Source organism: Paenibacillus sp. UNC496MF, from assembly GCF_900113915.1.
GTDB lineage: Bacteria > Bacillota > Bacilli > Paenibacillales > Paenibacillaceae > Paenibacillus_Z > Paenibacillus_Z artemisiicola.
Genome location: NZ_FORE01000011.1, coordinates 1 through 18,722, shown reverse-complemented (window position 1 = coordinate 18,722; position 18,722 = coordinate 1). Strand labels below are relative to the sequence as shown.

Annotated in this window: 21 protein-coding genes; 15 read left to right on the top strand and 6 right to left on the bottom strand. The window is 51.7% G+C overall.

Features of this window, described 5'->3' with window-relative positions; translation table 11 throughout:
• The first annotated feature begins 155 nt into the window (after positions 1-155).
• The 6 genes from BMZ79_RS19755 to BMZ79_RS19730 all read left to right on the top strand — a co-directional run bounded on the left by BMZ79_RS19755 (position 156) and on the right by BMZ79_RS19730 (position 5,212).
• Complete coding sequence (locus tag BMZ79_RS19755) at positions 156-509, top strand: DsrE family protein (protein ID WP_090642800.1); 354 nt, start codon at positions 156-158, stop codon at positions 507-509.
• A 317-nt stretch (positions 510-826) separates the two neighbouring features.
• Positions 827-1,693: an NADP-dependent oxidoreductase gene (locus BMZ79_RS19750; protein WP_371263762.1), complete on the top strand. Its 867-nt coding sequence runs from the start codon at positions 827-829 to the stop codon at positions 1,691-1,693.
• A gap of 173 nt (positions 1,694-1,866) precedes the next feature.
• Positions 1,867-2,466 carry a nitroreductase family protein gene (locus BMZ79_RS19745; RefSeq protein ID WP_090643547.1) on the top strand — a complete coding sequence of 200 codons (600 nt, stop codon included), beginning with the start codon at positions 1,867-1,869 and terminating at the stop codon, positions 2,464-2,466.
• 115 nt (positions 2,467-2,581) lie between these two features.
• Positions 2,582-3,190 carry a thioredoxin family protein gene (locus BMZ79_RS19740; RefSeq protein WP_090643545.1) on the top strand — a complete coding sequence of 203 codons (609 nt, stop codon included), beginning with the start codon at positions 2,582-2,584 and terminating at the stop codon, positions 3,188-3,190.
• Between the two features lie 140 nt (positions 3,191-3,330).
• The gene (locus BMZ79_RS19735) at positions 3,331-3,960 is read left to right on the top strand and encodes a peroxiredoxin-like family protein (protein WP_090642795.1); all 630 of its coding nucleotides are present in this window, start codon (positions 3,331-3,333) and stop codon (positions 3,958-3,960) included.
• A gap of 172 nt (positions 3,961-4,132) precedes the next feature.
• Positions 4,133-5,212: a lactonase family protein gene (locus BMZ79_RS19730; RefSeq protein ID WP_090642793.1), complete on the top strand. Its 1,080-nt coding sequence runs from the start codon at positions 4,133-4,135 to the stop codon at positions 5,210-5,212.
• Between the two features lie 52 nt (positions 5,213-5,264).
• On the opposite strand, the gene BMZ79_RS33675 is transcribed toward BMZ79_RS19730, so the two are convergent.
• The gene (locus tag BMZ79_RS33675; protein ID WP_143089001.1) at positions 5,265-5,447 is read right to left on the bottom strand and encodes a hypothetical protein; all 183 of its coding nucleotides are present in this window, start codon (positions 5,445-5,447) and stop codon (positions 5,265-5,267) included.
• Between the two features lies 1 nt (position 5,448).
• The gene (locus tag BMZ79_RS19725) at positions 5,449-6,306 is read right to left on the bottom strand and encodes a GerAB/ArcD/ProY family transporter (protein ID WP_090642790.1); all 858 of its coding nucleotides are present in this window, start codon (positions 6,304-6,306) and stop codon (positions 5,449-5,451) included.
• Between the two features lie 425 nt (positions 6,307-6,731).
• Between BMZ79_RS19725 and BMZ79_RS19720 the strand changes: the two genes are divergently transcribed.
• Complete coding sequence (locus BMZ79_RS19720) at positions 6,732-6,926, top strand: DUF2642 domain-containing protein (RefSeq protein WP_090643542.1); 195 nt, start codon at positions 6,732-6,734, stop codon at positions 6,924-6,926.
• Between the two features lie 139 nt (positions 6,927-7,065).
• Here BMZ79_RS19720 and BMZ79_RS19715 read toward each other — a convergent pair whose 3' ends face one another.
• From BMZ79_RS19715 to BMZ79_RS19705, 3 genes are read right to left on the bottom strand one after another with little or no spacing between them, the layout of a single operon-like run.
• Entirely contained in the window at positions 7,066-8,298 is a 1,233-nt protein-coding gene (locus tag BMZ79_RS19715) for a GerAB/ArcD/ProY family transporter (protein ID WP_090642789.1), read from the bottom strand.
• Complete coding sequence (locus tag BMZ79_RS19710) at positions 8,295-9,479, bottom strand: Ger(x)C family spore germination protein (RefSeq protein WP_090642786.1); 1,185 nt, start codon at positions 9,477-9,479, stop codon at positions 8,295-8,297. The genes BMZ79_RS19715 and BMZ79_RS19710 overlap by 4 nt, the downstream gene beginning before the upstream one ends.
• Entirely contained in the window at positions 9,476-11,005 is a 1,530-nt protein-coding gene (locus BMZ79_RS19705; RefSeq protein ID WP_090642784.1) for a spore germination protein, read from the bottom strand. The genes BMZ79_RS19710 and BMZ79_RS19705 overlap by 4 nt, the downstream gene beginning before the upstream one ends.
• An 83-nt stretch (positions 11,006-11,088) precedes the next feature.
• Here BMZ79_RS19705 and BMZ79_RS19700 point away from each other — a divergent pair, with 83 nt between their 5' ends.
• From BMZ79_RS19700 to BMZ79_RS19670, 8 genes are all read left to right on the top strand, one after another.
• Entirely contained in the window at positions 11,089-11,298 is a 210-nt protein-coding gene (locus BMZ79_RS19700; RefSeq protein ID WP_090642781.1) for a hypothetical protein, read from the top strand.
• A gap of 824 nt (positions 11,299-12,122) precedes the next feature.
• Positions 12,123-13,307: an FAD-dependent oxidoreductase gene (locus tag BMZ79_RS19695; RefSeq protein WP_090642778.1), complete on the top strand. Its 1,185-nt coding sequence runs from the start codon at positions 12,123-12,125 to the stop codon at positions 13,305-13,307.
• A gap of 36 nt (positions 13,308-13,343) precedes the next feature.
• Positions 13,344-14,033 (top strand): TetR/AcrR family transcriptional regulator, encoded by a 690-nt coding sequence (locus BMZ79_RS19690; protein ID WP_177222223.1) that lies wholly within the window; start codon positions 13,344-13,346, stop codon positions 14,031-14,033.
• Between the two features lie 68 nt (positions 14,034-14,101).
• Positions 14,102-14,227, top strand: coding sequence for a hypothetical protein (locus BMZ79_RS35185; protein WP_256252884.1), 126 nt, complete (start codon positions 14,102-14,104; stop codon positions 14,225-14,227).
• Positions 14,228-14,374: 147 nt separating this feature from the next.
• The gene (locus tag BMZ79_RS19685; protein WP_090642772.1) at positions 14,375-14,896 is read left to right on the top strand and encodes a TetR/AcrR family transcriptional regulator; all 522 of its coding nucleotides are present in this window, start codon (positions 14,375-14,377) and stop codon (positions 14,894-14,896) included.
• A gap of 275 nt (positions 14,897-15,171) precedes the next feature.
• Positions 15,172-15,642 carry an SRPBCC family protein gene (locus tag BMZ79_RS19680; protein WP_218154731.1) on the top strand — a complete coding sequence of 157 codons (471 nt, stop codon included), beginning with the start codon at positions 15,172-15,174 and terminating at the stop codon, positions 15,640-15,642.
• A 77-nt stretch (positions 15,643-15,719) separates the two neighbouring features.
• A complete protein-coding gene (locus BMZ79_RS19675) occupies positions 15,720-17,216 on the top strand; it encodes a multicopper oxidase family protein (protein WP_090642768.1) in 1,497 nt (498 codons plus the stop codon).
• Positions 17,217-17,286: 70 nt separating this feature from the next.
• Entirely contained in the window at positions 17,287-18,249 is a 963-nt protein-coding gene (locus BMZ79_RS19670; protein ID WP_090642763.1) for an NAD(P)H-binding protein, read from the top strand.
• A 112-nt stretch (positions 18,250-18,361) separates the two neighbouring features.
• Here BMZ79_RS19670 and BMZ79_RS19665 read toward each other — a convergent pair.
• Positions 18,362-18,722, bottom strand: a 361-nt coding sequence (locus BMZ79_RS19665; protein ID WP_143089000.1) for an IS3 family transposase, incomplete at its 5' end; no start/stop codon positions are given.

The window sequence follows — 18,722 nt, the reverse complement described above, 5'->3', positions numbered from 1 at the left end:
CCGCCCAGCTCATTTCCGGGTACGGAGCATTACTCGTCGTCGCATAACCCGAAAAATAACATCCTTAATGTGAACTACATTACAGAAGGATTCGTCTCATTCCGGCTAAGATAAGCTCATGAAATAGACATCATAACCATAAGGAGTGTTCACGCATGAAAAAAGTAGCAATTATCGTTCACGCCACGGAGAATGAAGGGGGAAGAGTGTCTCATGCCCTGTTATATGGTCAAGAGCTGCACGAGGCTAATGTCGATGTGAAAATTTATTTCGACGGCCAAGGTACGACCTGGGTCAAAGCGCTGGAGGACCCATCCCACATGTTCAATCCCCTTTACAAAGCCGCGAAAGGGCTGGGCCTTATAGCCGGAGTTTGCAATTTCTGCGCGAACGTATTCGGCGTGACCGAGGACGTCAACTCTGCCGGCCTCCCGACATTCGCGGATGTGGAAGGACATCTCAGCATTTCGAAATTGATTGCGGACGATTATCAAATCATCACCCTTTAATTACGAAGCGGCATAGACGCCGTTTGACAACAGGAAGCTGGGTTGCCAAAATTTCATCTCGAAAGCTTATCTTAGCTTCAGCTCCTATTTTAAAACCCTCCTCGATGTGTTGAGGAGGGTTTTGACATTAACCACCGCCCGGCATCGTCATTAATCGTTTTAGCCTTCTGCAAGTAAATGATTTCCGTTAATTTGAGTTTGTAATTTACATTACAGAACTCTTATCCGTAAAGTTTATACTTGAATTATGTGCAAATTGAGGACGATTAACCCCCTTGTAGTAAATGATCGAAATCCCGGTAAATGGTTAGCGGCGTATCATAGGAAGAGAAACAGACAAGACTAAGCAGAGAGGTGTCGTTGTTCAGGTTCATGCGTCGGGATTCACCTGGGATGAACTGATGTGGCCTTCGACCTGGATCGATCGCCTCGGGCGGGACAGGACGCCGTCTATCCCTGGCCATGAGGTGGCCGGAGTGGTCACAGCTCTCAGCTATGGCACAACTGGCCTGACGGTGGGACAGCGGGTGTTCGGTCTTACGGACTGGACTCGCGACGGGAGCCTCGCGGAGTATGTAGTCGTCGAGGCACGCAATCTCGCGCCGCTTCCGAGCGATGTTGACTTCACGGTTGGCGCTGGCGTCGCAATGACGGGCTTGACCGCATGTCAAGGTCTGTTCGAGCACGGTCACCTCCGGGCGGGTCAGAGCGTCCTCGTGCACGGTGCGGCCGGAGCAGTCGGCTCGATGGCGGTACAACACGCACGTCAGGCCGGCGCCTATGTTATCGGCACCGGACGATCAGCTCACCGTCGGTCGGCACTCGATTTTGGTGCGCAAGAGTTCGTAGACCTTGAGAACGACGCGTTGGAAGATGTCGGCGGAGTCGATCTGGTTTTTGATGTTTTCGGCGGCGACATTAGGAAGCGATCTGTGGGTCTGGTACGGGATGGAGGCATGCTAGTGACCGTTGCCGGCCCGCCCGAGGTGAGGCCCGCCAACGGCTTAGCGGTCGAATTCGTTGTCGTATCCGACCGTGCTCAACAGATTGAGATCGCCCGGCGAGTGCGTGACGGACGGCTGCGGACAAACATCGGCAAGGTGGCATCCCTCGACGAAGCCATCGCAGCCTTCAACCCGACTGAGCGGATCAAGGGAAAAACGATCATCCGCGTTCGTCCTTAAGGTAAAGGTAGTGGGCGTCCGTGTTCGCGAGGTAGTTGTCATTCAAGCCTGATTCGGCAATCAACTTCGCATCTATCGCTACTATGTGTTTCCTGCTTTTCCGCTTTGGAGATCGCAATCGGATTCAATCGATGAAAATTGAAAATAGGGTAAGGAGAGATCTCATGAAAACCTTGGACAAAGATTTATTTACTGCACTACGCGAACGGCGCTCCATTTATGGAATTAGCAAAGAGTCACCAATTTCCGATCAAAGGATCCAAGAAATAATCGAAGAAACTGTTAAACATACACCATCGGCGTTTAACAATCAAACTACCCGCGTAGTTCTGCTCCTAGGTGAGCAACATAACAAGTTATGGGATATTACAACCGAAGTTCTAAAAGCACTCGTTTCTGCCGAACAATTTTCTTCGACTCAGGAAAAAATGAACGGATTTCGGAACGGATACGGTACAGTACTTTTCTTCGAAGATCAGTCGACCATCGATACTTCTATGAAACAATTTCCCTCTTACCAAGAGCACTTTCCGATTTGGTCACAGCAAACAAATGGCATGCACCAGTTGGTGATCTGGATGGCGCTGGAGGCAGAAGGGCTGGGCGTAAACCTGCAGCATTACAATCCACTGATTGATGAACGAGTAAAAGCAGAGTGGAAATTGCCGGAAAGCTGGAAACTGACTGCCCAAATGCCGTTCGGTAAACCATCTGCTTCAGCAGGTGAAAAGAAATTCAATCCGATACAAGAACGCATAAGAGTATATAAATAAAATTAACCTATCGGGCTGTCTTCACGACAGTCCCTTAGTTAAGTTGGCCGCAAGTTGAACGAACTAGCGAGCCACAGTCTGCAGTGTCCCAAAAATGAAGAGGGTGCGTGAAGAAATGAAAGCACGATTGAACTTGAAACACAAAATCGGGCATGGGATTTCGCCTCAACAGTTCATGGATGGCATGAAGAATCGAAACATGGAAAACAGCAAAATTCTGAATACCAAAGAAAAGTTCATCTCCATTTACGATCATTTCACATGGGCGCAGGAAGAACAAAAATTATTTTTTACCGGATCAAATAGTCGCTCCGACCTGCATTGTTTGATTCTGTGCACGGATTGGTGCCCAGACGTCATCTGGAACGTTCCCTTACTGTTTCGAGTGATGGAGCAGAGCGGCATTTCGACTGAAGTATTGCTCATGGAAGAGCACCTGGAAACCATGGATCTCTTTCTCACAAATGGCGGGCGAAATCAGCCGATCGCGGTTTTCTTGAATGCGTCCGGAGATGTTCTAGGCAGATGGGGAGCGCGCCCGGCTTATATCCAGGCTGTGATGGATCGCTTTAAAACGAACAATCCTGACAAGGAGGAAACCGGTTACAAGGAGAAATTGAACCAAACCTATGGGGAGATCGGAGAGCTCTATCAAGTTAGCAACGAGTACCAGAATGTTATTCTTGATGAATTAAGAGATTTGTTTACGACCTTTTCTTCGTGAATTTTATATCTATCTGGAACGGCTAGGTGCTCGACATTTGGACACCAATGGAACAGGCGTCAAACTTGCCGCGCCCTAGAAGAAGGAGAAGGACGGAAAATGGGAAAACGGTAGATTAAGCCGTGAAGGAGCGATAAGTTGTGAAACCAACATTGAAGTCAGAGTTGGAAGTTCAGGCGAATATGAACGCAAGCAATTCGCATGCAGCGACAGTGTTTGAAAATTATTTACAGGACCTTCGTAACAAAGGTGCAGGCAAGGGACTAAACCTCGGAGATGTGGCACCAGATTTTACATTGGAAGACGCAACCGGAAAGCGGATCACGTTGTCGGAGGAATTGAAGAAAGGTCCTATCATTCTCATTTTCTACAGAGGAGAATGGTGTCCATTTTGTAATTTGCAATTAAAAGCCTATGAGCGCATCATGAGTGATATTAAGTCAGCAGGTGCTCAACTTATCGCAATCAGTCCTCAGACGCCAGATCACTCATTATCGCAAAAAGAAAAGCAAGAACTGAGTTTTATTGTGGCAAGTGATCACCAAAATAAAGTGGCTGACATGTACAACTTAAAATATACACTCCCCGATTTCATGCATGGCATTTTAAGTAAGTTACCAGAAATAAATGGAGATGATTCGTTTGAACTGCCAGTCCCTGCTACTTATGTGATCGATCAGAACGGCCGTATCATTGCAAGCGTCACAGATATTAATCACAGAACGAGAATGGAACCGTTAGAAGCATTGGAAATTGTCAAGTCTCTATAATTGAGAAGCCAGCTCGACCTCCTTCCACGGGAGTATACGTTTCGGTATACTCAATTCGTTCAACTTTAAAACCTGCCCACGATCTCTTCATTATTTCTAGTGCTAGTGAATACGATTAGACGATGGCAGAGAAAGGCTAAATCCAGCCCGATGGAAGGGGGAACAGCGTATCATGCCGGGAATGGTTTACATGATGACCAATATGGAAGTAACGAACCAAGTCGTTGCTTTTTATAGGGATAAGAATGGAATGCTCACTTTTGTAGGGTCTTCCCCCACACATGGAATAGGCACCGGTGCAAGGGAAGTTTCCGCTGCTACGACAAACGATGGCATCGATCCCCTTGCTTCGCAGGGCTCACTCGCTTTATCGCCTGTAGGTCGTTTCCTTTTTGCAGTTAACGCAGGCAGTAATAGTATAAGCAGTTTCATCCTAACCAACAACGGGATACCCGTTCTGGCGGATGTAAAACCGTCTGGAGGTGCCCAGCCCAATAGTATAACCGTGTTCGGTAATCTGCTCTATGTCTCCAATGTTGGGAATGCCGCTAACAATTATGCCTCGAATATCACAGGGTTTCGGGTAGATAACAACGGCCATCTTAATCCTATTTCCGGGTCCACCCATTCTCTGAGCACGATTAATGCTCAACCGTCGCAGATTCTATTCAATCTGGATGGCAGTAGAATCGTTGTTTCTGAACTAACGACAGGTCATCTCAGTATTTTTTATGTCAATCAAGATGGTACGGTTACGGGGCCGATAATAAATGAATCTAATGGTCTGCATCCTTTCGGCTCTTTATTTTTATCATCGGGGGTCTTTTTGGTTACAGAAGAAGGCTCCAATGCGCTTTCATCGTATTCAATGAGCCGCGATGGACGACTTACTGTTATCAGCGGATCTGTGCCAACCGGCCAGAAGGCTACTTGCTGGGTAGTCACTACGAGGAATGAACAATTCGCTTACGCTTCCAATACCTTAAGCGGCACAATAGCAACTTACCGTATAGATAGCAACGGAGCATTGACGTTCGTCCGGAATATTGCCAGTACGCCTGCAGGTATGCCAACAGGGCGTCCAATTGATATTGGAGTAAGTAAGGATGGCCGTTATTTTTACACCCTTAATGGCAATCAGGGAACCGTCTCCGTATTTCATATCAATGATGATGGCAATCTCGACCACTTGCAGGTGGCTGCATGGACCAACATGCCGTATTTTGGTTCACAAGGTTTAGCTGTTCTTTGATACTTAATGAATTCATTATGATTTATACTCCCTACGAAACTCCTCGAATGATTTAGCTGCGTATTTCCGTTTTTCCACCGACAGGCGCAACTTCGGCGACGACCTTGCCCGGCCACAGATCCGATGCAGCCATGTCGGTCTTTTCATCGCTTGCGAAAACGAGTGGACTTGTTTGAGACTTGGCCACAAAGGCCCAAGCTACAATGGCGCCGCGCAGATTTTCCGAGGTTGCCAATTTATGCGTGCACCGTTTTCTTTTTGACAATCGAAATGATCCATAATAAAAGGGGAATTCCAATTCCGCACACGGGGAATATCACAGACGACCAAAATTTATCGTAAGCTGTTATTGCCGTCTCATCCGGGATCAAAACAGCCATAATAAAAATCGCCGGCGCGATGTATAAAATGATTCTCCGCCAATTTTTATTATTTAACCATTGTCCCAATTCATAGCTGGCGACAAACAAATATAACGATAATTGGGCGGTCACCCCAAAAATACAAATAAACATAAAGAATATATCGATGTTTTGAATGAAATTCAATATATTAATGGTTCTTACATACAAAAAGTAAGAAAATCTTATTTTGGCTGCTAAATCCGGTCCAAACACCATAAGCACCATAAGCGTGGAGGCGAAAACCATGAAAATGGTAATGCCTACGCCCAGCATGGATTTTGAAAGTGCTTTTTTAGGGTTATGCATAAAAGCAATAACAACCAATAACGTGAACGGACCCGGGAACCAAAAAGCGGGACCAAGCGATCCTGTTAGAATGTTTTTCCACTCGGAATCGGCATAGACCGGAAGCAGGTTATGCCAATCCGCATTGACTATATTTAAAATGAAACTGACGACTAACGTAATCATAATAACTGGCCCCACGAATTCGGATAAACGACCGATTCCCGTAATACCTGCAGTATAGGTTAAATAGATCATTAACCCCAATAAGAGCAGCATGATGATCCATAAGGGCGTTCTGTCTAAAAGAATGGGTTGCAAAAAGCCCGGATATTCACGCAGCAGACCGGCACAGAAGATATACCAGGAAATGAGATACGGAAGGACAAGATTCGCCCAAACCATTTACCAAGCAGAGCTTGGCTGAACTGGGTCAACGTTTGAGGGTAAAGTTCGTCGAATTGAACGGATGCTGTTCAGCAAGCGATGGAACAAAGTAAAGGTGCTGGTCACCAGGCGTCGAGTTGGCCGGCAGGGACTTTGCCTACGAGCAGAATTGGAAGTAACATGCAGGTACCGTGATGAGCGGCGGGCTGGTGAGGTTAGAATCAGAAAACCCATAATCCGCTGTCGGGCATAATAGAAGTGCCGCATTTGCTTAACGCTTAGAAAATGGTAAGCGGATTTCCGCCCAGTCCATTGCAGGCGTAAATGCATAATATGGGTTCGAACCTAGCCCGAGGAGTGATGAATGTTTGTATCCATACAATCCAACTCAAGTTAGCCCTAGTCAGGTGAGTCCTAGTGCGTTTAGCCCGAGCCAAGTGAAAATGGTTTCCTCCATCGATCCCTATGTAGTTGAGGCGCTTAGCCGCTTAATTGGCCGTTGTGTACTTTTCGAAACAACAAGAGGGGCAATTGAAGGGACCATTATTGACGTCAAACCTGATCACGTACTTCTGCAATTGCACAGTCGGCAGGCTTGCGTACGGATCGCTGAAATTGTTTGGACAATGCCGTTATAATCGTTTAAAGGGCTGCCATTGAGGCCATGGGATGAAGCCTGGCGCGAAGAGCGTGTGTGCATTAAGTAGATTACGACTCAAGAAATTAAGCCATCGGATTTTCCGATGGCTTGTTTTATGTTTCTCTCATATGCTTCTCTCATTTGTACGCCTTGCCGCCGTCCGCACCATCGGCCGTACTGCCGGCTGGCTCTGGCTGTTTGCCTTTGTCACTCGGCTGCATGTCTTTGACACTGCCCGGCCGCTGCTGGCCTTGACCGCCGCCCGCCGCCTGCGCGTTCGCCAGCTTCTTGCCCAGCATCAGTCGCATAGCGAGCATCAGCAGCGGCAATCCGAACGCGATCGGAAGCGCGATGTACAGCCACTGGTGCTCCATGAAATCCAGCGCGCGATAGTGGTCCTTGAGCAACCAGTAGTCGAAAGCGCCGATTAGCACGGCTGACACGGGAATCATCGCTTTGTTGCTCTTCATGCCGAAGATCCTTGACGCGCTGACGGATATGCCGTAGACGCAGAACATGATTTCGAACAGGCTCGGCAGGGCGTACAAGGCGATCATGATCATTTCGTACCGCTGCAGGAAATTGCCGATGTGCGCGTTGCGCGCCAGCTTCATGCAGGAAAGGGTATATTGGCCCGTCACCTCCGCTGACAGCACAGCACCCTCCAGAATAGCCCAAATGACGATCATCATGCCGCTCGCCGCGATGCCAAGCATGCCGATTTTGCCGCCGTTTTTGCCGGGATCCTTCATCATGGGCATGATCAGCGCGGCCAACATCGTACCGAGGGCCCAGTCCGCATCGTAATGCAGGCTAGCGTTCAAGTTGCGGGGAAGGCCGGATTCCATGACCGGCAACAAATTCCGGATATCGAATTCTTGGGTCGATCCGATGATGATCAGCACGTTCAAGGCGAACAGGAAGACCAAGCCGATCAACGCGGATCGCGCCATGACCTCCACGCCGTAGAAGCAGCCCAGCATGCCGACGAGTAGCGCGGCGACGAGAAAGACCGGCAAGGGCGCTTCGGGAAGGAAATAATCCAGCAAATGATACACGAACGCCATCATGATCGGGCCGCTTCCCGCCAGGAAAAAAACGAAGATCAACAACGCCACGAGGACGGAAAACCATTTGCCCGCCAACCGTTCGCCGAGCGCGATGAAGTCGAGCCGCGGCGAGCGGCGCATCGCTAGATAGGTCACGTACATGATCACGAGGCCCTGCAGCGTGCCGAGCACGGTCGCAATCCACATGTCCTGCGTGACAATGCGCGCCAGCGTGCCTTGCGTGAGTCCGATCGATTTGACGAAGATGAGATTGACGATCATCGCGATGAGCATGCCGTTCGAGATGCGGATAGGGGTCATCGGATCCGATCTCCCGCGGCCTTGACCACCGTGCTGACGATGACGGTTTGCACGTGCACGCTGGTTTCCGCTTCGGCGAACACCGTATCCCACTTGCCCCTCACCTGATGCCATTCCACGGGATACTTGTTGCGAAACGTTTCCCCCAGCTTCAGGAAATCCGACCGGTACTGATGCTGTGCCTTGTCGAGGACGCTTTCGATCTCGGACTGGAGCACCGCAGCCAGCTCTTTTTCGATTTCGCGCTTGCTGCCGGCGAGATTCATTTTGCACCCGTTCTCGACGATATCCGCTTCCGCCTTCAAGCGAATGGCGTACCGCGGACGGCCGTTCCGAATCTGGGTATCGATTGTCAGACGCGCGCGCTTGTACTCCAATGTCACTTTTCCCTTCTTATTCGGACAATCGACCGGTAGAATGCCGCTCTCCAAGCTTTCCAGGAAAAACAGCGAGCCCTGCGTTTCCTGGACGTTCAGCCACCCGGCCATCTTTCCGTCCTTGAACGCCGCTGCCCCGGCCAGCTCGACCTGCTTGAACGAGCCGTGTTCGCCGGGCTTCTTGTTCGACACGCCGCGAGACGCCAACTGGAGCTTGGCCAACAGCGGGCTGGTCGACCGGCTTAAGTACGCTTCCTCCAGATTCATCATGTTGCTTCCGGATGCTTGGCCGGCGATATGATTGTCGCGGAACAGCCGATCCACGGCGGAGCCCGGCACGACCTCCAAGCCCGTCACGGTCGAGATGACCTCCTCCGGCTTGTCGGGGGTTACCGCGACCCATGTATTCATGCGCAGCTCATGGTTGCGGGTGAAGAAGTCGACCATATCCTCGAGTCCTTTCCTGGCGTATTCCTCCCGCATGACGATCAAGAAGTTATGTGCCCAGTACACCCTTCGCGAAGAAATCCTGCCCAGGTTCCGGATCGCTTGGAAAATGCTTGACCCCTCGGCGCTAATCGTATAGATCGGATCGCCGGTGCCGCCGGAGGGCGCGCCGGTTTGCCCGCGCGCGTCCGCGGGACGGATGATCTGAACGGACAGCCGGGTCGTGCCAGGCTTCTCGCCGAGGTCCAGGCCGACGGCCGTCACGATGGCCAATTCGTTGAGCTGGCGCACGCCCATGCAGGCGGTTAGAGACATCAGGGACGCACTGACGAGCAGCAGCCGAAGGGAACGCATCATGACCCGTCACCGCTAGGCGTCCGCGGCTTCATTCCTTCGCCCATCCGCTGCGTATCCTGCGCGAATTCCGGCCGTTCATCCTGCATCCAGATGGGCAGGCGCAGCAGCATGTCGCGCTGATCGGAGGCGCGGTAGGGAGCCGCCGGCGCCAGGTAGGATTCGCCGAACGAACGGATCAAGAGCGCATGCAGGACCAACATGAAGAACATGGTCGCGAAACCGAGCAAGCCGAAAATACCAGACGCCAGCAAAATCGGAAAGCGGAAGATGCGCAGCGCCAGGGACGACGAATAGCTGGGAATGGCGAAAGACGAGATCGCCGTAATCGCCACGATGATGACCATGAACGGCGACACTAGGCCTGCCTGCACGGCGGCTTGGCCGATGATGAGCGAGCCGACGATGCTGACCGCCTGGCCGATCGGCTTTGGCATCCGCAGGCCGGCCTCGCGCATCAGCTCGAAGGCGAGCTCCATCATGATGGCCTCGAGCAGTACGGGGAACGGCACGACTTCCCGGCCGGAGGCGATCGTCAGCGCCAGCGAGGTGGGGATCATCTCTTGGTGGAACGAGACGAGCATGACATAGAGCGACGGCAGGAACAGGCTAATCATGAAGGCGACGTAACGGACGAAGCGGAAGAAGGTGCCTACCCAATACCGGTTGTAATAATCGTCCGGAGCCTGGATGTACTGCCAGAAAAACGTCGGCACGATCAGCACGACGGGCGTGTTGTCGATGAAGATTGCGACCCGTCCTTCGAGGAGGGCGGACGCCGTTTTGTCCGGCCGCTCGGTGCTCTGAATGGTATTGAACAGCGACAATGGGGCGTCCTCGATCAGTTCCTCGACGTAGCCGCTTTCGAGAATCGAATCGATCCGGATGCGGGCCAGCCGCCGCTTGACCTCCTCGACGAGCCCGGGCTTTACGAGGTCCTGGATGTAGGCGATGTTGATATCCGTTTGCGTCCGCGTCCCGATAACCATCCCGTCGATGCGCAGCTTCGGATCCCGGATCCGCCTGCGGATCAGCGCAGTGTTCGTGCGAATGCTCTCCGTGAAGCCGTCACGCGGCCCGCGGACGTTGTTCTCGGACGAGGGTTCCTCGACGCTCCGCGCCTTCCAGCCTCTCGAGCTGACGAGAATCGCCCCTTCGATGCCCTGGATGACGACGAGCGTATCGCCGGACACGATGCCCGCGATGCCTTCCTTCACCGAAATGCAGGCTTTCGCCGACGCGTTGAACAGCAGCCGCGCGCAGATCGCATCCGCCGTCGTCATGGAGGACGGGTCGCGGTTCAGCTCGCTGCCGCTGACGATCAAGGCCCTCAGCAGCTCTTCCACGACGGACGTGTCCACCATGCCGTCCAAGAAGCAGCACAGGCCGGGGAAGTCCGGATGGCCGCATAGCTGAAATTCGCGGCGCTGCACGTCCGCGCTTTGCCCCAAAATCGCGTCGAGCGCGGCGGCGTTACCGGCAAGCTCCTTCTCGAATCGTTTGATCGGTGCTGCCTGCGAGTCCGGCATACGCGTACCCTCCCTGAAATGGTATAAGCCGTAAACCGTTGGCGGATACTAGCCTCGTAAATGCTGTCAAGGAGGCTGGGACGATGGATTTCTATCATTCGTGGCTGTATCGCGCTATCATTAACACCCACTGGTTCATGTGGATCGTCATCTATGTCACTCTGGGCACGAACGTGCTGGCGCCCGTGATTGTCTGGTACTTCATCAATGGACGACAGTTGCTTCGTCGGTTCTGGGCGTCGAAGAAACGCCGCTCGGGCAGCGGCAATCCGCAAGGCTCGGCGCCGGGCTGACCCAGCGCGGGAGGGCTCCGACAGGGGCGGGCCTGGCCGGCCGGCGCGGCGGCTGCTCGGTCGAGCCTGACCAGTGACGGTAAGTACGGGTCGGGCCTATGAATTGCTTCGGGCATGGACTAAGCGGTAAAGGCCGCGGACCTCCGGCGCTTACCGAGTAGCGCTGGCGGTTATGTCAATTGGATAGGGTGCCCAGGTGCCCGGAAAATATTCCCGGAGCGGCAAGTCAACAATGACTTTGTTCAGTCTTTATGATGATGCCAGTCATAAAACTAATCTGGCCGACCCTTTTGGGTCGGCTAGTAGGCGGCACGTGTCGGGTGACGAGAACAGTACCCCATAAAAGACGCGCAAATCGTAGCTATTTTATGTTATGACATCAAGTTCTTGTCATTGGTTCGTGACAAGAACTTGATGTCATTGCCGAATTCATATTCAGTTCATAAAGCTTGGGTAGTCTTTATTTATATATGAACGAACACCGTTCGTAACGAACTCTGTTCTTCGGGTATGTGGAGTTTGGGATTTCCCGAAATACCTAATTAAAAACCACAGCAAGCGAATTAACTGAATCAAAAGAGGAGTGAGTGCCCGGTATGTCGTCAAAAAATAGCACGGAAAAAACGCAAACCTATTTTTAGTTAAAACACATAATACCGATTTGGCTTGCTGTTGCTTCAGGGATGTTCCTTGTTATCTTTGGTAGATGCCTGGATGCAAACCTCAGCACGATCCAATGGGTTATTACCGCATACGCCTTATCGCTATCAGCTGTAAGAACGATGTTCATTCGTAAATTTCCCAACAACCAAGGAGAGATTATTATGACAACGACAAACCAAAACCAACAACGCATCGCCATTATTGGAGGAGGCCCTGGCGGCCTTACACTTGCGCTGATTCTTCAGCGAAATGGAATTCCTTCTGTTATTTATGAACGTGAACGAGAAGACAAAAGCCATGAACGGGGAGGTTCCCTTGACATTCATGAGGATTCTGGTCAGCAGGCACTGAAAGAAGCAGGATTGTATGATGAGTTTCAGCAAGCGGCTCGTTATGAAGGAGAAGATTTTAGGCTATTCGATAAGACGGGGAAAGCCTACATCGATGAAGTGGTCGATGAGGAAGTGCCAGGTGGTCATGGCCGGCCAGAGATTGACCGCGGCGTACTCTGCGATTTGCTGTTAAGCAAAATAGATCCGGCAATCATTCGATTCGGATATAAGCTGGATAAGGCAGTGTCACTTCCGGATGGTACAACCGAGCTCCATTTTCAGAATGGTATTGTGGAAACGGCTGATCTCGTAATCGGAGCGGACGGTGCCTTCTCCCGTGTTCGTCCATTGCTTTCGAATACGGACGTAAGCTATTCAGGTCTTACAATGCTTGAACTAAATGTTATTGCCGATCTTCACCCGGATCTTGCCGCATTCAATCATCGAGGCAAGATGTTTGCACTGGACGATAACAAAGGCATTTTAGGTCAACTGAATGGAGACGGAAGGATTAAGGTTTATGCAAGCTTCAAGGCTGAACGTCATTGGATCGAAGAAAGCGGCATAAGAGCCGATCAACCGCAAGAAGCAAAAAAACAGCTGCTGAAGATCTTCAAAGATTGGGATGAGTCACTTCAAAATTATATTCGCTATGCGGAAGACTCCATTCTCCCTAGACGAATCTACATGCTGCCAGTGGGTTTCACATGGCAACGGAATCAAGGTGTAACACTGATCGGCGATGCAGCTCATGTAATGTCCCCGTTTGCCGGAGAAGGCGTTAATCTAGCCATGCAAGATGCAATGGAACTTGCGGTTGCGATCGTACGAAATAAGGATCAGGCTAAAGCGATCGAAGAATATGAAGAGAAAATGTACGAATATTCTTCGGAGAAGGCGCGAGAGTCAAATGACAATCTCATTCTGTGTTTCTCGGAAAATGCAGCCCGGAAGCTTAGTGATTTGATGAATTCATACCTTGAACGGTCTAACGAATCTGTACCTGCCGAATAGATTTACGATTCGAAGTGGGCATGTTATAAGGAAAGTATGATGAAGCCAAAACGAGTAATTATCAGTCGTCGGGATCGTCCGGCTAAAGAACCATTAAGCCATGAATTGATCGTGAAAACGGCCTACGAGTTGCTAAAAGAAGAGGGCGGCTCGGGCATGAGTATGCGGAAAGTGGCCAAAGCGCTTGATACCGGACCTTCCTCGCTCTATGTTTATGTGAAGAATTTGCAGGAGCTGAGTTCATATGTGCTGGATCACGGACTCGGGCAACTTATCCTGCCTGAGCGCACAGATGAAAATTGGAAGGAGCAGCTGTTTCAGGCACTGGATGCATATGTAATGCTTCTAATCGAGCAACCCGGTCTTGCCGAGTTGTCGCTTCAAGCGATACCAATCGGAAACCATGCATTTCGGTTAAGCGAACACTTGCTTGCAATCCTGCAAAAGGGCGGGGTTACGTCCACCTGCGCGGCATGGGGATTGGATCTGTTATTGTTGCATGTTTCTTCAATCGCTTTCGAACATGCAGCTAGATCCAAGCATGGGGACGAACAGATGACAGATATCCAGCGCTCCTACCAACTTTCGGATTCGGTTCGCTTCCCACTGATTCATAGTCTGAAAGAGGAGCTGTTCTCGGGAGATACCGATTCAAAAGAGCGGTTTTATTGGGGGATTGATGTCATCTTGAAAGGTATTGTACAGACCAATAACCAGCAGAATTAAATCGATTACGGAACGATAGCGCTAGCACGGCGGCAGCTGACTTAAAACAGGCTGTCGTTTTGCTTTATGTGATGTTACCTGATGTGAACGAGGCGGTCCAGAGTGGAGGGCATTATTTGCCCGGTGAGACGGAAGGCGTCGGCACGGATATTCTCGGCATGGCGACGCATCTGCTTCGCGGCCCCCCATGGTGACGAATAGTGGAGGCGCTTCTTATGTTCAGCGTAGAATACGGCGGTTCTGAATCGGTAATCAACCGCCAGACGGTTGCATTGTCGCGGCAGCCTATGTATACTGAGTTTATTAATTGATCAATCACTTTCGACGGGAGGAGAACAACATTGGATAAAATCGAAGCGACTTCGGTAAATCGCAAATCGGATATCATTTCTTCAGCGATCGAAGTGTTCGCCGAAGTCGGCTATTTTCGGGCTACGACCGCGCAGGTGGCCGAACGAGCGAGCATCTCGCAGCCTTATGTATTCCGATTCTTCGCGACCAAAGAAGCGCTCCTGTTAGCCGCACTGGAGGCATCTTGGAACCGGGTTATCGAATCGTTCCGCAAGGTGATGGAGACGACTCCACCTGAATTGCTGGAAACTAAGCTTGTTCAGGAGTACGTGAACATTCAGGCGATGTACCAGAACGAGATGCTCTTGCAGATGCAGGCTCAGACCATTCGAGAGGACGCCATCCGGCAAACGATGCGCAACGCATATAAGGAAATCCGCGATATGGTTCTAGCGGCTTTTCGCGATGCGGGCATGGAGAATGCCGAAGAACGAGCGATGCTGTTCCTCGCACGCGGAGTGCTGTGCAACGTGGCCGTCGCGATTAATCTGCCCGAATTAATGGAGGGCTGAGCGGCAGATTTTCAAAATTAGTTATTGACCAATCACTAACTATTCGTTATAGTGAAATCACATATTAGTGATTGATCAATTACAATGCTGAATAAGCGAAGCGAGACGATACAGGTCACAAGGGAAGGAGCCGTCCGCGCAATGGTGAGGCGAACATCCTTCTTTATACATTAGTAATTGATCAATCACTAACAAAAATTCAATCAAACGAATCGAGGTAGAGGAAAATGGGGAAATCGATGGGATATGAAGCAAGCAACGGGAAGGGATCGGAGATGATGAAGGAAGTCAATTTACAGGCGAGCACGGTCGATGTCGACCGGGAAGCGCCGGTCATCGTCGACCTTTCCATTGAAATCAATGCGGCTCCAGAGATTGTATGGAAGATCCAGACGGACATCGAGCAGTGGCCGACTTGGCAGAAAGACATCTCTGAAGCGCGGCTATCCGGTCCGGTTGCGGTCGAAAGCGTGTTCCATTGGGAGACTCATGGGCTGAAGATTGCCTCGACCATCCGCGAGGTCGTCCCGGTGCGAAGAATTGTATGGGGTGGTCCGGCGTTAGGAATCGAGGGCATTCACGTGTGGAACTTCACGCCCACGCCTACAGGGGTTATCGTACATACCACGGAGTCTTGGGACGGCCCGCCCGTGGCAGCCGACCCCGATGGGATGCGGGCAGCACTCGCATCCTCGCTTGAAGCCTGGCTCGCTGTGCTCAAGACAACAGCCGAGGCGGCGAACTGATTCGTTAACGCTTCTTGCGCGATCCGGCAAAGAACAACGATAAGCGAAAATTTCATTATTTTAAGGGGGGATGGCGCTTGGCTAGAAGAAAAGGCGCAAAACGACTGGTTTATATTGGATTGCCTTTAATCGTGGTTCTTCTGACCGCAGCGGCATTGAGCACGTATTTTTGGCAGATGCGGCTTCAGAATCCGGATGAGGTCAACATGGCTAACATGGCCGACATGGCGGGAATGACGCGCACGGAACACATGGATATGGCGAGCATGGCCCCTTCCGATTCCGAAGCGGGCATGGTATCTTGTGCCGCGCTCACGGCCCCGCAATCGTCGGGTCCGATTCGTAAGTTCGATCTGACGGCGGCACGGACGACGGTGAGGTTGGATAACGGCAAGACGGTCGAGGCCTGGACCTTCAACGGCTCGTCTCCAGGTCCCGAGCTTCGCGTTACCGAGGGTGATCGAGTCGTCGTTACGCTGCGTAACAAGGATATCGAGGACGGCGTTACGATCCATTGGCACGGGATCGCGGTACCGTGCTCGCAGGACGGCATTGCGGGAGTCACGCAAGACGCCGTTCGGCCGGGAGGACAGTTCACGTATGCGTTTATCGCAACGACCCCGGGCACGTACTGGTACCATTCCCACCAGATGAGTTCGATTCAGGCAAGCAAAGGACTTCTGGGGGGCGTTGATCTTGCCCCTAAGCAACGGCCGGAACCCGATTCTTCGACATCGGAGGCGACAGTCCTTTATCAACAACTAGGCTCAGCCATGCTGGCGAACGGAAGCGCGAAGGGGCCGGCGGTCCCGGGCAAACCGGGCGAATATATCAGGCTCAGGTTGATCAATGCGGGCAATGAAACGATGACATTCGACGTCGACGGGGCGCCTTTCCGGGTCCTGGCTATGGATGGACATGATGTGCACGACCCCGGGCTGCTGGACGGAACGATTATTCCGATAGGAGCCGGACAGCGTTATGATTTGCTCATTAAAGTTCCGGTGTCGGGTCAAGTCGTCGTCAATAGTCCCGCGGCCGAGGGCTTGCCGATTACGATCGGCAGCGGAAGCCAACCGCAGCATTCGGAAGACGGGCAGCTGTTCTCGTTCGTCGCTTACGGCACGCCATTACTTGACGATCTCGCCCCGTTGGCCGCGCCCGATCGGCATTTCGAGCTCAAGCTGGGCCAGACGCTATTCACCAAGTCGATTAACGGAAAGTCCTTCCATGAGATTCCTCCAATGACCGTGAAGAAAGGCGATCGTATTCTCATTACCGTCTCCAACGAAGGCGGGGGCGACCATCCTTTCCACATTCACGGGCATGTGTTTCGCGTCCTGAGCAGAAATGGCGTTGCTTTGCATGGCAGCCCGGTGTATCTAGATACGCTCTTAACGAAGAAAGGCGAGATTTACGAGCTGTATTTGGAAGCTAACAATCCGGGCCTCTGGATGGCGCATTGCCACAATCTCAAGCATGCCTCGACGGGCATGAGCATGATGCTCAATTACGAGGGTGTCACGACGCCGTACCAGGTAGGCACCAAGTCAGGCAATCTTCCCGACCTCTAAAACAAAAACCGAGAATCCGTAAGGCGAGCAGCATACACGAGCTGAAAAAAATTGAAGGAGACGTGGCGATATGACTAAGATGAAGGCGATGGTAATTGGAGCAACCGGCGGAACGGGAGCCGCGATTACGGAGGAACTGGTGAGACGAGGGATCGATACGATAGCGTTCGGGCGTTCCCGTCAGAAATTGGAGCAGTTCGCCGGTCGGCTAGGCCATCCCGGACATTTGACGCTTGCGGTCGGGGATGCGATGCGGCCCGACGATATCGTTTCTCAAGCAAACGGCGCGGACGTATGGTTCCATTGCGCGAATGTACCTTACCACGAAATGGCGAGCAAGCTGATTCCGTTGGGCGAATCGGTAATGGAAGCCGCGGAGCGGATGGCCGTCCGAGTCGTCGCGATCGACGGCATTTACCCATACGGCAGGAGACAAGCCGATTTGGTAACCGAGGAGCATCCCAAGCAGCCGCATACGCGCAAGGGTAAAGTTCGCTTGGATTATGAACGGATGCTGTTCAGCAAGCGGTGGAACAAGGCCAAGGTGCTGATTGCCCGGCTGCCCGATTATTACGGCCCTACGGCCAACGAAGCCTCGTATTTGGGCTCGACGCTGGAAGCGATCGCTGCCGGCAAGATGGCGTTCTATATCGGCAACATGCATACTCCCCGCGAGTTTATCTATTTACCGGACGCGGCGGCCATGATCGTCGAGTTGGCCGGCAGGGACTTCGCCTACGAGCAGAATTGGAATATCCCGGGGTCCGGGTTAATCGCCGGGCGGGATATCGTGAAGATCGCGCAAGCGTCAAGCGGCAGCGTCAAGCCGGTCATATCGTTGAAGAAGGTAGGCTTATCCCTGCTCGGAATCGGCCTGCCCGTTATGAAAGAGGTCGTGGAAATGCTGTACTTAACCGAAGAACCGCTGACGCTAAGCCGCGACAAGTACGAACGGTTCGTCGGTCCGGTCGTGGCAACGCCGTTCCGGAAGGGAATTGACTCCACGATCAAAGCGTTGCAGATGGGCAAATAATCGTTCGTCTAATGAAAGGAATAGTTGTTGTCGGATGACAAGAACATTATCTCATTAAAGGCCGCGATGATGGTCATAACCCCGTCAAGTAGACATCTATCAAAAGACAACTCTATGCTGCGACGGTTTCACGGTATTCCACCGGGGAACGGTCGTTTAGCTTCTTCTGGAAGCGTTCGTTGTTGTAGAACGACACGTATTCTTCGACCGCTTGTCCCAATTCAGACATCGTTTGCGGACGAACAAGATAAATCTTTTCCGTTTTCAGATGTGAAAAGAACGACTCGATGCAGGCATTATCATAGCAGTTTCCACGTCTAGAGTGGCTGCCAATGGCCCCGAGCTTCTCAAGCTTGCGGTTATAGGCGTTAGAGGTGTACTGAAATCCTTGATCGGCGTGCAGGAGAACACCGGTGAGATCTGCTCTCTCGCTTAGGGCGTCGACTGTTTTGGTTACAAGTGCAAGGTCGTTT

What these genes read in the sequence shown, in the direction of transcription:
- BMZ79_RS19715 (WP_090642789.1), bottom strand. Translation starts at nt 8,298, where the DNA reads ATGACCCCTATCCGCATCTCGAACGGCATGCTCATCGCGATGATCGTC.
- BMZ79_RS19720 (WP_090643542.1), top strand. Translation starts at nt 6,732, where the DNA reads ATGGTTTCCTCCATCGATCCCTATGTAGTTGAGGCGCTTAGCCGCTTA.
- BMZ79_RS19710 (WP_090642786.1), bottom strand. Translation starts at nt 9,479, where the DNA reads ATGATGCGTTCCCTTCGGCTGCTGCTCGTCAGTGCGTCCCTGATGTCT.
- BMZ79_RS19740 (WP_090643545.1), top strand. Translation starts at nt 2,582, where the DNA reads ATGAAAGCACGATTGAACTTGAAACACAAAATCGGGCATGGGATTTCG.
- BMZ79_RS19695 (WP_090642778.1), top strand. Translation starts at nt 12,123, where the DNA reads ATGACAACGACAAACCAAAACCAACAACGCATCGCCATTATTGGAGGA.
- BMZ79_RS19690 (WP_177222223.1), top strand. Translation starts at nt 13,344, where the DNA reads ATGATGAAGCCAAAACGAGTAATTATCAGTCGTCGGGATCGTCCGGCT.
- BMZ79_RS19705 (WP_090642784.1), bottom strand. Translation starts at nt 11,005, where the DNA reads ATGCCGGACTCGCAGGCAGCACCGATCAAACGATTCGAGAAGGAGCTT.
- BMZ79_RS19730 (WP_090642793.1), top strand. Translation starts at nt 4,133, where the DNA reads ATGCCGGGAATGGTTTACATGATGACCAATATGGAAGTAACGAACCAA.
- BMZ79_RS19680 (WP_218154731.1), top strand. Translation starts at nt 15,172, where the DNA reads ATGATGAAGGAAGTCAATTTACAGGCGAGCACGGTCGATGTCGACCGG.
- BMZ79_RS19725 (WP_090642790.1), bottom strand. Translation starts at nt 6,306, where the DNA reads ATGGTTTGGGCGAATCTTGTCCTTCCGTATCTCATTTCCTGGTATATC.
- BMZ79_RS19700 (WP_090642781.1), top strand. Translation starts at nt 11,089, where the DNA reads ATGGATTTCTATCATTCGTGGCTGTATCGCGCTATCATTAACACCCAC.
- BMZ79_RS19670 (WP_090642763.1), top strand. Translation starts at nt 17,287, where the DNA reads ATGACTAAGATGAAGGCGATGGTAATTGGAGCAACCGGCGGAACGGGA.
- BMZ79_RS19755 (WP_090642800.1), top strand. Translation starts at nt 156, where the DNA reads ATGAAAAAAGTAGCAATTATCGTTCACGCCACGGAGAATGAAGGGGGA.